We start from the raw sequence: 14108 nt of genomic DNA on the forward strand, positions 1-14108 counted from the left end.
GTACCGAGCGGCGCAGGTGGTGGAGGGGGAGGGGCGGGGGCGGAGTGGGTGTGGGGGCGGGAGGGGGCTCGGGGAGTGGGGGGCCCGTCGCCGGTTCGGGGATCCGGGCCGGGGTTGTCGTCCGTACCTGCGTCTGTGTCCGTGCCCTTGCCATGCGGGTCGTCCAGGTGCGGGAGCAGGCCGCTGCCAGGAGCAGGGCGGCCACCGCGGCCAGTTTGGCCAGCAGGGTGCGGCCGTACGTCGTGTCCGTCAGGGCCTGCCAGGAACCCAGGCCCCGCCAGGACTGGTACACGCCGGTCACGGCCAGGACCGTCACCGAGGCGAGGGCCAGGCGGGAGAAGCGGACCGGGACCGAGAGCGGGAGCGCCGTGCTGCGGGACAGGATGCGCAGGAGCGCGGCCAGGCCGCCCAGCCAGGTGCCCATGGCCAGCAGATGGAGGGTGGCGGAGGTGATCGCCAGCGGGACCTGGATGCCCGCCGCGGCGTGTTCGGCCGCCGACCAGGTCAGGGCCAGGGGGACGGACACGGCCGCGGCCACCGTCAGTGTCGCGCGGCGGGGCAGCCGGGTGCGGCGGGCCCGCAGCACCAGCACGACCGCGGCGGCCAGCAGCAGCAACGCCAAGCGGGCGAGGAGGAGTTCGCCGGGGCGGGTCGTGGCCGTACGGGCGAGGGCGGTGAGGGAGAGCGCCTGCGCCGGGGACGTGCCCTCCTCGTACGGTGCGCGCAGGGCGAACAGGACCGCCGTGGACGCGATGAGGGTCCAGGCCGCGGCCAGGACGGGGGTGCGCAGCGGGGCCGCCTTCGGCGGGCGGCAGTACGCCACGAACGCGGCCGTGCCGAGGAGGAGGGCCACGGAGAGGTAGGCGAGGTAGCGCGCGATGCTGCAGAGGGCTGCCGTCGCCGGGTTCTCCGTGGTGTCGGGGGCCGTGCTCGCGGCCGTCGCCGTGCGGGTGCCGACCGAGAACGTCAGCGCGCCGGACACCGGGTGGCTGTCCGCCGAGACCACCCGCCAGGCGACCGTGTAGGTGCCCTGGGCGAGCCTGGCGGGCAGCGGGACGCGGGCGGTGTCCGCGCGGCCGGGGGCGTGGCCGGCCGCGCCGGTGCGCACGAGGTGGTTGGTCGGGTCGTAGACCCGGAACGAGTCGGTGAGCAGGCCGACCGACTCGGTGAACGTCAGGGTCACCTGGCGGGGGGCCGTACGCAGGAGGCTGCCGTCGGCGGGGTCCGTCGCGCGCAGGGCCGCGTGGGCCGAGGCCGGGGCCGCCGCGCCGAGGAGGAGCAGGAACAGGCCGGTGCAGAGCAGGGCCAGGCGCCGCGGCCAGCGGTTCAGCCGGCCGCGCGGCCGTCCGCTCCGCCCTCCGCTCGGTCGTCCGTCCGGCCCTGCGTTCAGGCGTCGGCCCGGCCCTCGGTGTCCGTCGTGCACGTGCACCTGCTCCCCTCCGTCAGCCCGCCATGTCCCTTATAGGTACGGAGGGTTCGGCTCCGTTGCTCACCACGTCGGCCGGGCCGAGACGCCGCCGTCCACGACCGGGTCGCGCCCGGTGATCCGGCTCGCGAGCGGCGAGGCCAGGAACACGCAGGCGCCGGCGAGTCCCCAGGATCCCCCCGCGCGAGCGAAGACGAGCATGGGGGGAGGGTGATCAGCTCGTCGGGCGTCGTCATGGGGAGAAGGCCGGCCAGGACGGAGGGCCACCGTCCGTTCCGGGAGGGCGAGTTGGGCGCATGTCTCCAGTGGGTCGGGAACGTCCTGCCGGCGCCGGTGGACGATGCCGGGCGACGGGGTGGGACGTACAACCATTTCCGCGGCCCGCGAGTCCAGTGCTGCATCCCGACGCCTCGTGCGTCTCGTGCGTCTCGTGCATCTCGTACGCCGTCGTACGCCTCGTACGTCACGCTCATCTCGTACGCCTCGTATGCCTCGTACGTCACGCACATCTCGCTCGTCTCGCTCAAGGAGCCGCGTTGCGCAGAACCCTCATGACCGCCGTCCTGGTCGCCGCAGTGGTCGCCGTACCGCTCACCCCGGTGGCGTCCGCCGCCACGCCCTACAAGGGGGCCAACACGGCCGCCGTACAGGACGACTTCAACGGCGACGGATACCGGGACCTGGTCGTCGGAGCCCCGGACGCGGCCGACGGCGGCGTGGAGGCGGCCGGCGCCGTGGTAGTGCTGTACGGCTCGTCCTCGACGGTCGCCGCCACGCGTCGCACGGTGATCGCCCAGTCGACGGCCGGCATCCCCGGCGCCCCGGAGGCGTACGACCGCTTCGGCACCTCGGTGGCGAGCGCCGACCTGGACCGGGACGGCTACGCCGACCTGATCGTCGGCACGCCGTACGAGGACGTCGGCAGCACGGTGTCACGAGGCCTGGTGACCGTGGTGTGGGGCGGGCCGAAGGGGCTGAGCGGCGGTACGAGCATCGAGCCGCCCACGGGCTTCGGCGACGGGATGACGTCCTGCCGCTTCGGGATGTCCCTGGCCACCGGGGACATGAACGGCGACGGCGCGCCCGAGCTGGGGATCGGCTCCGGCTGCGAGGCCTCCGCCTACACCGGCCCGTTCACCCGGACCGGCGCCTCCGCCTCCCGGTACCTCGACTGGCGGCTCAACTCCCGCGGTGTGGTGATGGGCGACGTGAACGGCGACGGAAAGGCCGAGCGTTTCTGGCTGTCCGGCCCCGCCGACGACGACCTGCGCGGCACGGTGTACCTGGACAACGGCGCCCCCGCCGACGGCACCGGCTCGGTGAACGCGCCCACCGAACTCCCCTACGCCGACGGCCACGCCGGGCAGATCGGCGACGTCAACGGGGACGGCTACGGCGACCTGGTCACCGGCATCGCCGAGGACGACCACCTCGCGGGCGCGACCGGCGCGGCCCACCGCGGCGGCGAGATCCAGGTCCTCTACGGCGGCCCGCACGGCATCACCGCCGACCAGCACCCCAAGGTCTTCCACCAGGACACGGCGGGCGTCCCCGGCACCGCGGAGAACGGCGACGAGTTCGGCCAGTCCCTCAGCGTGGGCGACATGAACGGCGACGGCTACGCGGATGTCCTCGTGGGCTCCCCCGGTGAGGCTGTCGGCACCCGTCAGCGGGCCGGCGCGGCCGTCCTGCTGCGCGGCTCCGGCACCGGTCTGACGGCCACCAAGTCCGTCGGCTACACCCAGGACACGGCCGACGTGCCCGGCGCGGTCGAGTCCGGCGACCGGTTCGGGGCCGCCGTGCACCTCGCGGACCTCAACCGGGACGGCAGGGCCGAGACCGTCGTCGGCGCGCCCACGGAGAACGCCGACGGCTGCGTCTGGGTCGCCCGCGGTTCGGCCGCCGGCCCCGTGGCCAAGGGCTCGGCCAGCGTGTGCGGCAAGGGCGCCGGCATCCATGTGTCCGGCGTGAAGGGCTCCTTCGGCGCGGCCACCACCAGCGCGCACGTCGAGATGTGAGCCGCACGGGCCTGCACGGGCCTGCACGGGTCCGTACGGAGTCGTACGGAGTCGCACGGAGTCGCACGGAGTCGCACGGAAGTGTCCCCGACGCAGCAGCCCCGCGCGGCTCCGGGACACTCCCGGCTGTTCCCGGACATTCTCGGGCCGTCGCCGGTCCGGCCGCTGCCGGTCCGTTACGTCCGCGGCCGGTCCGTTGCCGGACACCCCGGCTGCGGCACGTGCACGGCCGGGCGATCATCGAGCCATGGACGTCACCCTGCATCTCGCCCAGGACCCCGAGGCCGACGCGCTGCTCGGTCGCTCTCCGCTCGCCGCGCTGGTGGGCATGCTGCTCGACCAACAGGTTCCGATGGAGTGGGCGTTCAAGGGCCCACGCACCATCGCCGACCGGCTCGGCGCCGGGGGCGCCGGAGACCTCGACGCGCACGAGATCGCCGCGATGAACCCGGAGGACTTCGCCGCGCTGCTCTCCGACAAACCGGCCGTGCACCGCTACCCCGGTTCGATGGCCAAGCGGATCCAACAGCTGTGCCAGTACCTCGCCGAGCACTACGACGGGGACGCCGAGGCCGTCTGGCGGGACGTTCCGACCGGTGCCGAGCTGCTGAAACGGCTGGAGGCGCTGCCCGGGTTCGGCAAGCAGAAGGCCCAGATCTTCCTCGCGCTGCTCGGCAAGCAGCTCGGCGTCACGCCCCAGGGGTGGCGGGAGGCGGCCGGCGCGTACGGCGAACCGAAGGCCTACCGCTCCGTCGCCGACATCACCGGCCCCGAGTCACTGGCCAAGGTGCGGGCGCACAAACAGGAGTTGAAGGCGGCGGCGAAGGCCTCCGGCAAGTAGACCCGTTCACCTGACCGGCCCACCCCGATGGCACGCCCCGCTCCGCGGGTCACAGCATGAACCATGACCGAGGCACCGAGCGGTGGCTCCGACCGGAGCCCTGAGTACGACGACCAGAAAGTCCACGCGGCCCGGCAGGCGGGCGGAGCGGCAGGCGGACGGCACGAGCCCGAGCCGCCGTTCGAAGGCCCGCTGCACGCCCTGTCCCGGGCCGCCTGGCAGGTGGTCCTGGTCACCGGGATCGCCTCGCTGATCCTCGGGATCCTGATCCTGGTCTGGCCCGGCCCCTCGCTGCTCGCGGCCGGCGTCCTCTTCGGCCTCTACCTCCTCATCAGCGGCATCTTCCAGCTGGGCGCCGCGTTCGGCACGCACATGGCGACCTCGCTGCGCGTGCTGGCCTTCATCAGCGGTGCCCTGTCGATCCTGCTCGGCCTGCTCTGCTTCCGCGGGCCCATGCAGTCGATCCTGCTGCTCGCCCTGTGGATCGGCATCGGCTGGCTGATCCGCGGCATCACCCAGACCCTGGCCGCCGCCTCCGACCCGCGCACCCCCGCCCGGGGCTGGCAGGTCTTCCTCGGGATCATCACCTTCATCGCCGGCATCGTGCTCATCGACTCGCCGTTCCACTCGGTCGCCGTGCTAACCCTCGTCGGCGGCATCTGGCTGGTCGTGGTCGGGATCACGGAGATCATCACCGCGCTCGGCATCCGCAGCCGGGCGAAGCGGATCCCGCAGACCGCCTGAGCCGTCACCTCGCACCGACGGCGATCCGACGCCGTCAATCGACTCGCCGTTCCACTCGGTCGCCGTGCTGACCCTCGTCGGCGGCATCTGGCTGGTCGTGGTCGGGATCACGGAGATCATCACCGCGCTCGGCATCCGCAGCCGGGCGAAGCGGATCCCGCAGACCGCCTGAGCCGTCACCTCGCACCGACGGCGATCCGACGCCGTCAACGGAACGCCCCTCTCCTCCCCCGACCGGGCGGATCTGCGGCCCCCGGTGCTGCACCCACCGCCCGCACCGGGGAGAAACCCCTCGTGAGCAGGACCCCGCGCCGCCCGCGCAGCCGTATCTGGCTGCGGGTGCTCGTGCTGCTCCTCGCCCTGTGGGTGCCGGTCGCGCACGCACAGGCCCACGCGGCCCCCGCCTGCGCCGTCTCGGCGGACACCTCCGAGCACCACGACGGCCACGACGTCACCGACGCCCTCGACGGCCTCGACGGCCTCGATCTCCTTCTGCGGCCGGCCGCCCGTGCCGTCCACCGGGCCGACGCCCCCGAGTGCCCCGCGCCGCTGCCCGGCCCGGCCGCGCCGGCGCGCCGCCCGTGCCCCGCCGCGTGCCGGGCGCCGTACACGACTCTCCTGCTGCGCACGGTGGTCCTGCGCTGCTGACGGACCCGCGTTCCACGACATCACGCAAGGTCAGTCGGCTCGACGCAAGGAGCACAGCCATGCCCCAGGATCCGTACGCCGTCCTGCGCGCCCTGCTGCGCGCGGAGGCGAGGCGCGCCATGGCGCGCAAGCCGGACGAGAACCGTCCGGAACCGCAGCCCAAGCCCGAGGAACGGGACCGCTGAACACACCGGCCCGGCGGGGGCCGCCCCATGGCCTCCGCCGGGCCGGGCCGTGCCGAACAGGGAGCGGGTGGTCTCGCGGCCGGGCCGCGTGCCGACCGAGCGGGCCGGCGGTCCGAACACCGGGCTGCCGACGACCTGTTCGGCGGGCGAGGGCTCCTCGCTCCTCGGCGGCGGCCGCCTTCTCGCACGCCGACGTGCGGTCCACAGCCTGTGCATAACGCGCTCGGAACGCGGAGCCGACCGCCCGGTCCGGTCCGGCCGGCGGTCACTCACCGCTACCCCCGGCCCCAGTAGCAGCCCATTTGCCCGTTTCGCTCCATCTTTTCAGAGCTTTCAAAGGGGCACACTCCGCCGCCATGGCTGCGCCCGGAACGTCTGGGCCGGTAGGCTTTCCGTGTGATCTTCAAGCGCATCGGAAACGGCCGGCCGTACCCCGACCACGGCCGGGAAAGCACCCGGCAGTGGGCGGACGTCGCGCCGCGCCCGGTCCGCCTCGATCAGCTCGTGACCACCAAGCAGCAGCTCGATCTGGAGACCCTGCTGGCGGAGGACTCGACGTTCTACGGCGACCTCTTCGCGCACGTCGTGAAGTGGCAGGGCGACCTCTATCTGGAGGACGGCCTGCACCGCGCGGTCCGCGCCGCCCTCCAGCAGCGCCAGGTGCTCCACGCGCGCGTACTCGAACTCGACTGACCCGGCCCGGGACGGCCGTTGGCCCTTTCGGGTTCCGCTGAGCGGGATCGACTGATCATCTAATAGGCATCGCCGCTCAGGCGCACTACGCTGCGCCCATGAGCATGCTGACTCCCCCTGGCATGGGCGGCCAGTACCGGATCACGGGGGACAAATACCCTCGGATGCGTCCGCCGCGCCGACGTGCCCGGCTCGTGGCCGCCGTGGTCGCGTCCGCCTGCGCGCTCGGCCTGATCGCCTGGGGCACCCTGCAGCTCATCGACGTCTTCTCCGGCGGCACCAAGAAGAGCGCGGCGACGGGCGCGAAGGCCGGTTGCCGGCCCCGGGCCGCCGCCACGGCCACGCCGGCCGCACACCTGAAGGCCCTGCCCGAGCCGGGCCAGATCACCGTGAACGTCTACAACGCCACCGCCCGCAGCGGGCTCGCCAAGTCCACCGCCGACGAACTCAAGAAGCGCGGCTTCAAGATCGGAGACGTGGGCAACGCGAGCAAGGACTACGACAAGAAGGTCAAGGGCACCGGGGTGCTGCTCGGCCCCACCGCCGCCCAGAACAGCTCACTGCCGGTGCTGGCCACCGAACTGGCCGGCGCCGAGCGCCGCACCGACGCCGGCCGCAAGGGCGCCGACCTGGACCTCATCCTGGGCGACGGCTTCACGGCACTGGCGAAGCCCGCGGACGCCCAGCAGGCGTTGACGGCCCTGACGTCGCCGCAGTCGGCGGCGACGCCCAAGAAGGGGTGCTGACGGCCCCGTAGGGCCGAAGAGCCACGCGGCCGGGAACTACTCCGCCGCGCCGTACAGCCGGTCTCCCGCGTCGCCCAGCCCCGGCACGATGTAGCCGTGCTCGTTGAGGTGGTCGTCCACCGCCGCCGTCACGACCGTCACCGGCGTGCCCGCCAGCTCGCGCTCCATCACCTCGACGCCCTCGGGCGCGGCGAGCAGCACCACGGCGGTCACGTCGTCCGCACCGCGCCTGATCAGCTCCTGGATCGCCGCGACGAGCGTGCCGCCCGTGGCCAGCATCGGGTCCAGGACGTACACCTGGCGGCCCGAGAGGTCCTCCGGCATGCGCGAGGCGTACGTGGAGGCCTGGAGGGTCTCCTCGTTGCGGATCATGCCCAGGAAGCCCACCTCGGCGGTCGGCAGCAGCCGGACCATGCCGTCCAGCATGCCGAGACCGGCGCGCAGGATCGGCACGACCAGCGGGCGCGGGCGGGCGAGCTTGACGCCGGTGGTCCGCGTGACCGGGGTGTCGATGTCCACGGCTTCGGTGCGCACGTCCCGCGTGGCCTCGTAGGCCAGCAGGGTGACCAGTTCATCGGCCAGCCGGCGGAAGGTCGCGGAGTCGGTGCGCTGGTCGCGCAGCGTGGTGAGCTTGTGGGCGACCAGGGGGTGGTCGACGACGTGGAGACGCATGCCCCTAACGGTACCTGCGCCCGAACGCCCTTCGACCCTGGCGTCGAGGGGGCCGTACGGGGGAAAGTGGGAGGGACGGAACCGGGGTGGTGCGACGTGCCTGACCTGTCTGATCTGCCTGACCCTCCCGAGGACGCGCCCGGGGACACCCGGGACGCCGCGGACACCGGCGAGCCCCCGGTAGGCGGGGCCGGCGCCCCCGGGAGCGACGCCGAACGGCGCCGCCGACGCGCCGAGTTCCTGCGCGATCTCGCCGAGGCCTGCGAGCTGCGCGCCCGGGTCCAGCCCCGGCGCGCCAAGGCCGCCCGGCTGCGCCACGCGCAGCGCATGCGGACATTCCGCTGGTAGGCCGTCCGTGGTCCGTCGTACCCGCACAGGGTGGAACCGCCCGCGGGGAGGAAGCGTCCGGAGCGCGGCCCGGTGAGAAAGTTCTTGGTGAGGAAGATCCACGTCCGGGGCGGTGTTTGCGCGATGGGCGTGCGTGAGCGCTGCGAAAAGCCGCGTACGATCCGCAAGGCGGCTGCGAGACACAGGGAGCCGAAGACGTCCCCTGAACGTCTTGTTTCTGCCACGATTCCGAGTGGGTGGGGCTCGGAGCCCAGCTCTCTCCACCCACGTACCTCCGCCGGGGGGACCCCCAACCGGCACACCTATGACCAGTGGGAGAGTCACGGTGTACTTCGCCGCACTGCTCGCGCGCACCGAAGACGGGTGGGAAGCGAGCGACACAGAGCTCGACAATGTGGAGACCCTGTCGGATCTGGCCGACCTGGCCCGGGAAGCCTCTCCCGACGACGACACGGTGCTCGTCCTGATCGAGCAGGAGGACGCCTGGTTCGGCGTCGTCCGCATCGACGGCGAGGACGACCCTCGCATCTACGTCTCCGACGCCGCCGCCGCCCAGCGCAGCGCGTACGGCGAGTTGCTGCTCACCGACGAACTGCTCGGCCGGGAGCCCGGTTCGGACGACGGCCCCGACCTGGACTCCCTGGACCTCGACGGCACGGAGGACGGCGAGTCGGAGGAGGACGACGACGCTGCCGGCGACTCCGGCGCCGACGCCGTCCCGCACAGCCCGGTGGGCGACAGCCGGATCCTCGACGACCTGGGCATCAGCGAGAAGGCACTGCGCATCCTGGACGCCGAGGACGCGCTGGGCTCGATCGCCGAGGCCCTGGGCGCCGCGGAGGTCCTGGAGACCGTCCGCTGACCACCGAGGACTCCGGGATCCGGGCCGCCGCACCGGACCCGGTACGCGACCGCTGGCGGGCCGCGATGCGGCTCGCCCTGGACGAGGCCGGGCGGGCCGTCCGGGGCGGCGACGTCCCCGTCGGCGCCGTCGTGCTGTCCCCGGACGGTACGACGGTGCTCGGCGCCGGGCACAACGAGCGCGAGGCCACCGGTGATCCCACGGCCCACGCGGAGGTTCTCGCGATCCGGCGGGCCGCGGCTCGGCTCGGGGAGTGGCGGCTGACCGGCTGCACACTCGTGGTCACGCTGGAGCCGTGCACGATGTGCGCCGGCGCGCTCGTCCAGTCCCGCGTCGACCGGGTCGTCTACGGCGCCCGGGACGACAAGGCCGGCGCGGCGGGCTCGCTGTGGGACGTGGTCCGCGACCGGCGGCTCAATCACCGGCCCGAGGTGATCGAGGGCGTCCTCGCGACGGAGTGCGCCCAGCTGCTCACGGAGTTTTTCCGGGACCGCTGAATACCGATTTCGAACCACGCCCCGCCGTGCTGTAGGGTCTCCCTCGGTAGCGTGTCCGAGCGGCCGAAGGAGCTCGCCTCGAAAGCGAGTGTGGCGCAAGTCACCGAGGGTTCAAATCCCTCCGCTACCGCTTCGAAGAAGGGCCCCGTCTCACGACGGGGCCCTTCTCGTCGTACGGGGCAATGAACCTCCGGCGGCGGGCCGTTGGTCCTACAAGGAGACGTGAAGGTTACACTCGCGGCCGGCAACAGGGGCCCACAGGGACAGGCACAGGCCCACAGGGACAGGCACAGGCCCACAGGGACAGGCACAGGGGAGGCCGCGGTGGCGGTGAACGCCAAGAAGATCGCCGTGTACGCGCTCGTGGTCTTCGCGCTGTACGTGATCATCACTGACCCGCCCAAGGCGGCGCACTACGTCCAGATAGTCTTCGAGGGCATATCGGACGCCGCCAAGTCCGTGGGCGACTTCATGACGTGGCTCGCCAACGGCGGAAAGAGCTGAGGTACATCGCATGATCCGGCACCTGGTCCTCTTCAGGCTCAACGAGGGCGCCGAACGCGACGATCCGCGGGTCGTCGCCGGCGTGGAGGCCTTCAGGGCGCTCGGCGACCAGATCGAGGAGCTGCGGTTCTGGGAGTGCGCCTGGAACATCAGCGACCGGCCCATCGCCTACGACTTCGCGATCAACTCGGCCGTCGAGGACACCGCGGCCCTCCAGCGCTACCTGGAGCACCCGGCCCATCAGGCGGGCGTCGCCGCGTGGCGCGAGTTCGCCACGTGGGTGATCGCCGACTACGCGTTCTGACCCCCGCGCCACCCGAGCCCTCCGCCACGACGGCGGGGGGCTTTCGTGCGTCGCACGCCCCAACTTGTCGAAATTTGAACACAACACGGCGTTATGCGGTGCTTGCACACAGTGCACATGTCTTGTGATGCTATGACCGCTTTTGACCGATGATTGAGCGACGAAGAGGTGGCGTTGACCGTGCCGGCCAGTACTGCGCCACCCCAGGAGGAGGAGGCACCCCCCGCGCCCGATCCGGCGCCCGATCCCGTGCCCGTCCCCCCCGAGAAGCGGCGCAGCGCCGACACCCGAGCCCTCACCCAGGTGCTCTTCGCCGAACTGAAGCAGCTCACCGCGGGCACGCCGGAGCACAACCGGGTGCGCGGGGCGCTGATCGAGGCGAACCTCCCGCTCGTGCGCTACGCGGCCGCCCGCTTTCGCTCCCGCAACGAGCCGATGGAGGACGTCGTCCAGGTCGGCACCATCGGCCTGATCAACGCCATCGACCGCTTCGACCCGGACCGGGGCGTGCAGTTCCCGACCTTCGCGATGCCGACCGTCGTCGGCGAGATCAAGCGCTACTTCCGGGACAACGTCCGCACGGTCCACGTACCGCGCCGGCTGCACGAGCTGTGGGTGCAGGTCAACAGCGCGACCGAGGACCTCACCACGCTCTTCGGCCGCTCCCCGTCCACCGCCGAGATCGCCGAGCGGCTGCGGATCAGCGAGGACGAGGTGCTGAGCTGCATCGAGGCCGGACGGTCGTACCACGCGACCTCGCTGGAGGCCGCGCAGGAGGGCGACGGTCTGCCCGGCCTGCTGGACCGGATCGGCTACGAGGACCCGGCCCTCGACGGCGTGGAACACCGCGACCTGGTCCGGCATCTGCTCGTCCAACTCCCCGAGCGCGAACAGCGCATCCTCCTCCTGCGCTACTACAGCAACCTCACCCAGTCACAGATCAGTGCGGAGCTGGGCGTCTCCCAGATGCACGTCTCGCGGCTCCTCGCCCGCAGCTTCCAGCGGCTGCGCTCCGCGAATCGCATCGACGCCTAAGGACCCCGCGCATTAGAGGGCCGCGCTCAAGGGCGCGATAAGAATCGGTACGGGCCGAAGCGCGGGGGGCGTTCGGTCGATGCATAGCGGGCGCACGGAAGCACGCCTCAAGCGGTTCTGCATCGCATACCCGAGCGAGCGGTAACCGTCGCGGGCGAATCGCTCACCTGGGCCGATGCCGGAAGTTGGGGCCCGAAATAGCGTCAGACCCCTTCTCTCCAGGGCCGATTCGGATCTGGCATGTCGACATGTCACTACAGCGTGTTGCCGACATGTGACATTCTGCGGGAGACGCGTTTGCCGGGCCCTCGGCTCCGGTATTCAGGTGAAGGCTGCGTTGCTCGAAAGACGACGCCGCCCCGACCGTCCCGCGACCCAAAGGGGGTGGCATGTCCGCAGACCAGGGCAGCTCGAAGGTGCTGACGCCCGCGAAGAGCGAGGCAGCGCCCAAGGAGCTCGACGCTCTCGACGTCCTCGACGGAATCGAGGCCGTCACGGCCCTCGACGCCGTGCCGTCCCCGCCTGCCCAGGAGGCCGCGCCCGTCCCGGTCCTGCCGGCCACCGGGGACATCGACACCCGTACCCTGTCCCGCTCGCTGTTCCTGCGGCTCGCCGCCCTCGGTGAGGACAGCCCGGAGCGGGCCTACGTCCGGGACACCCTGATCGAGCTGAACCTGCCGCTGGTCCGCTACGCGGCCGCGCGCTTCCGCTCCCGCAACGAGCCGATGGAGGACATCGTCCAGGTCGGCACCATCGGCCTGATCAAGGCGATCGACCGTTTCGACTGCGAACGGGGCGTGGAGTTCCCGACCTTCGCGATGCCGACGGTGGTCGGCGAGATCAAGCGGTTCTTCCGGGACACCTCGTGGTCGGTGCGCGTCCCGCGCCGCCTCCAGGAGCTGCGCCTCGCCCTCACCAAGGCGAGCGACGAGCTCTCCCAGAAGCTGGACCGCTCCCCGACGGTGACGGAACTGGCCGCCGTGCTCGGCGTCTCCGAGGAGGACGTCGTCGACGGCCTCGCGGTGGGCAACGCCTACACCGCCTCCTCCCTCGACTCCCCGGCCCCCGAGGACGACGGCGGCGAGGGCTCGCTGGCCGACCGCCTCGGCTACGAGGACACGGCCCTGGAGGGCGTCGAGTACCGCGAGTCGCTCAAGCCCCTGCTGGCCAAACTCCCGCCGCGCGAGCGCCGGATCATCATGCTCCGCTTCTTCGCCAACATGACCCAGTCCCAGATCGGCGAGGAGGTCGGCATCTCCCAGATGCACGTCTCCCGGCTGCTGACCCGGACGCTGGCGCAGCTGCGCGAAGGGCTGATCTCCGACTGAGAGCCGACTGAGGGTTCAATTCTGACGGTTCGTCAGTGACACTGGCCCGATGCTGCGCGCGACAGGGCCGGACGACACCGCTCCAACAACCCGTGCGACATGGACGCGTGGCCGCCGAGGCGCCGTTACGGCAGCATCGGCGGCCGTCGTCGTCCTGGGCGGGGTCCTCGCCGCGTGCGCGGACCAGGGCCCCGGCGGTGGTTACGTCGCGGTCGGCGCGGTGGGCGGCCCGGACCCGGCCGGTACGGCCGCGGCCACCCCGACGGGCCCGGTCTCACTGACCCCGCTCGACGGCAACTCGCCGACGGGTACGCCCGGTTCGCCGCGGCCGGGCGGCGCGTCAGCCGCTCCCGGCACGCCCGGCTCCCCGAGCAGCCCGGAGCAGAGCGCACCGGCGCCGGACACAGCAGGCCCGTCCGGCACGACGTCCACGTCGCCCGTGCCGTCCGCTCCCACCGCCTCCCCCACCCCAACTCCCGGCACCGGCACGACCGTCGGCCCTGCCGAGCTCTCCTGGGACAAGCCGGCGACGCAGGACACCGATCAGCGCTGGTGCCAGAAGGTGACCGTCGAGTTCCGCAACTCGGGCGGCACGGCGGTGCGTTCGGGGTCGGTGACGCTCGGGACGCACGTCATCGGCGCGCTGGGCATCGACTGGGGGACGATCGACTCGGCGGCCGGCCTCCCGGTGCCGATCGCGCCGGGCGCGCGGGTGCAGCCCTCCTGGACGGTGTGCGTCGACGCCTGGCGCGTGCCGCTCGGCATGCACATCGAGACGCGGGACGTCACCGTCCGGTGGAAGTGATCCCGGCGCAGGGGGTGTCGTTCGGATCAGGCGGGCGGTGAGGAGCGACGCCTGCCGGCCGACCCGAGCCGGGTCACGGGGGTCGCGCCGCGCCGGGTGTGACGACAACGCCGCCGGGAGGTGCCCCCGGGGGGAGGGCGTGCCGGATCCCGCGACGCCGGGATGATCCGAACGCCCCCCTCAGGCAGCTACTTCAGCGCCAGCCAGGCCACGCCCGCCACCACGGCGATCGCGACGATGACGCCGATGATCAGGCCGACGCGCGGACCGCCGGAGGAGGAGGCCGCGGTCGTCTGCGCCTGGCGCCCCTGGGGGGCCTCGTCGACGAACGCGCGGAACATCTGGGTGCTGCCGGCGGGGTCGTAGTTGCCCTCGGGGCCCTGGGTGTTAGCCATGGCCCGAGACCTTAGCGAAGACGGCCCCGGCCGCCCAAGTGGGGTCCATCACGGCCC

General features: G+C 72.5%; 18 protein-coding genes, 1 tRNA gene and 1 pseudogene. 16 read left to right on the forward strand and 4 right to left on the reverse strand.

Annotated features, from left to right (window positions below; all coding sequences use genetic code 11):
- Both BIV25_RS38820 and BIV25_RS48375 read right to left on the reverse strand, forming a co-directional pair.
- The coding region (locus BIV25_RS38820; RefSeq protein WP_079177170.1) for a copper resistance protein CopC at positions 1-1303 on the reverse strand (1303 nt) is incomplete at its 3' end.
- Between the two features lie 186 nt (positions 1304-1489).
- Positions 1490-1585: pseudogene (locus BIV25_RS48375) on the reverse strand (dehydrogenase); the annotation flags it as partial.
- Positions 1586-1962: 377 nt separating this feature from the next.
- Here BIV25_RS48375 and BIV25_RS38825 point away from each other — a divergent pair.
- The 7 genes from BIV25_RS38825 (at position 1963) to BIV25_RS38850 (ending at position 7301) form a co-directional block, all read left to right on the forward strand.
- Positions 1963-3444, forward strand: a complete 1482-nt coding sequence (locus tag BIV25_RS38825) for an FG-GAP-like repeat-containing protein (protein WP_256257101.1) — start codon at positions 1963-1965, stop codon at positions 3442-3444.
- A gap of 247 nt (positions 3445-3691) precedes the next feature.
- Entirely contained in the window at positions 3692-4285 is a 594-nt protein-coding gene (locus BIV25_RS38830) for an HhH-GPD-type base excision DNA repair protein (RefSeq protein ID WP_071377264.1), read from the forward strand.
- 63 nt (positions 4286-4348) lie between these two features.
- Positions 4349-5029, forward strand: a complete 681-nt coding sequence (locus BIV25_RS38835) for an HdeD family acid-resistance protein (protein WP_071377265.1) — start codon at positions 4349-4351, stop codon at positions 5027-5029.
- A gap of 294 nt (positions 5030-5323) precedes the next feature.
- On the forward strand, positions 5324-5677 hold the full coding sequence (locus tag BIV25_RS51700; protein WP_071377266.1) for a hypothetical protein: 354 nt from the start codon (positions 5324-5326) through the stop codon (positions 5675-5677).
- A 59-nt stretch (positions 5678-5736) separates the two neighbouring features.
- Positions 5737-5862 (forward strand): hypothetical protein, encoded by a 126-nt coding sequence (locus tag BIV25_RS53680; protein ID WP_256257102.1) that lies wholly within the window; start codon positions 5737-5739, stop codon positions 5860-5862.
- A 396-nt stretch (positions 5863-6258) separates the two neighbouring features.
- Entirely contained in the window at positions 6259-6555 is a 297-nt protein-coding gene (locus BIV25_RS38845) for a type II toxin-antitoxin system VapB family antitoxin (protein ID WP_004943146.1), read from the forward strand.
- 98 nt (positions 6556-6653) lie between these two features.
- Positions 6654-7301: a LytR C-terminal domain-containing protein gene (locus BIV25_RS38850; RefSeq protein ID WP_256257103.1), complete on the forward strand. Its 648-nt coding sequence runs from the start codon at positions 6654-6656 to the stop codon at positions 7299-7301.
- A 36-nt stretch (positions 7302-7337) separates the two neighbouring features.
- Here the strand turns inward: BIV25_RS38850 and upp are convergent, their stop codons facing one another.
- Positions 7338-7973: a uracil phosphoribosyltransferase gene (upp, locus tag BIV25_RS38855; protein WP_071377268.1), complete on the reverse strand. Its 636-nt coding sequence runs from the start codon at positions 7971-7973 to the stop codon at positions 7338-7340.
- A gap of 105 nt (positions 7974-8078) precedes the next feature.
- Here upp and BIV25_RS38860 point away from each other — a divergent pair, with 105 nt between their 5' ends.
- The 9 genes from BIV25_RS38860 (at position 8079) to BIV25_RS38900 (ending at position 13656) form a co-directional block, all read left to right on the forward strand.
- On the forward strand, positions 8079-8321 hold the full coding sequence (locus BIV25_RS38860; protein ID WP_071377304.1) for a hypothetical protein: 243 nt from the start codon (positions 8079-8081) through the stop codon (positions 8319-8321).
- Between the two features lie 325 nt (positions 8322-8646).
- Positions 8647-9183, forward strand: a complete 537-nt coding sequence (locus BIV25_RS38865) for a hypothetical protein (RefSeq protein ID WP_071377269.1) — start codon at positions 8647-8649, stop codon at positions 9181-9183.
- A 65-nt stretch (positions 9184-9248) separates the two neighbouring features.
- Complete coding sequence (gene tadA / locus BIV25_RS38870) at positions 9249-9680, forward strand: tRNA adenosine(34) deaminase TadA (RefSeq protein WP_071377270.1); 432 nt, start codon at positions 9249-9251, stop codon at positions 9678-9680.
- Positions 9681-9725: 45 nt separating this feature from the next.
- Positions 9726-9810 (forward strand) — tRNA-Ser (locus BIV25_RS38875).
- Positions 9811-10004: 194 nt separating this feature from the next.
- Complete coding sequence (locus BIV25_RS38880) at positions 10005-10184, forward strand: hypothetical protein (RefSeq protein ID WP_071377271.1); 180 nt, start codon at positions 10005-10007, stop codon at positions 10182-10184.
- 10 nt (positions 10185-10194) lie between these two features.
- Entirely contained in the window at positions 10195-10488 is a 294-nt protein-coding gene (locus BIV25_RS38885) for a Dabb family protein (RefSeq protein ID WP_071377272.1), read from the forward strand.
- A 174-nt stretch (positions 10489-10662) separates the two neighbouring features.
- On the forward strand, positions 10663-11523 hold the full coding sequence (locus tag BIV25_RS38890) for an RNA polymerase sigma factor SigF (RefSeq protein WP_079173089.1): 861 nt from the start codon (positions 10663-10665) through the stop codon (positions 11521-11523).
- Between the two features lie 389 nt (positions 11524-11912).
- Positions 11913-12851 carry an RNA polymerase sigma factor SigF gene (locus tag BIV25_RS38895; RefSeq protein WP_071377274.1) on the forward strand — a complete coding sequence of 313 codons (939 nt, stop codon included), beginning with the start codon at positions 11913-11915 and terminating at the stop codon, positions 12849-12851.
- A 49-nt stretch (positions 12852-12900) separates the two neighbouring features.
- On the forward strand, positions 12901-13656 hold the full coding sequence (locus BIV25_RS38900; protein WP_071377275.1) for a hypothetical protein: 756 nt from the start codon (positions 12901-12903) through the stop codon (positions 13654-13656).
- A gap of 188 nt (positions 13657-13844) precedes the next feature.
- On the opposite strand, the gene BIV25_RS38905 is transcribed toward BIV25_RS38900, so the two are convergent.
- Positions 13845-14051, reverse strand: a complete 207-nt coding sequence (locus BIV25_RS38905) for a hypothetical protein (protein ID WP_071377276.1) — start codon at positions 14049-14051, stop codon at positions 13845-13847.
- Between the last annotated feature and the right edge of the window lie 57 nt (positions 14052-14108).

Source organism: Streptomyces sp. MUSC 14 (assembly GCF_001866675.1).
In the GTDB taxonomy this organism is placed as follows: Bacteria; Actinomycetota; Actinomycetes; order Streptomycetales; family Streptomycetaceae; genus Streptomyces.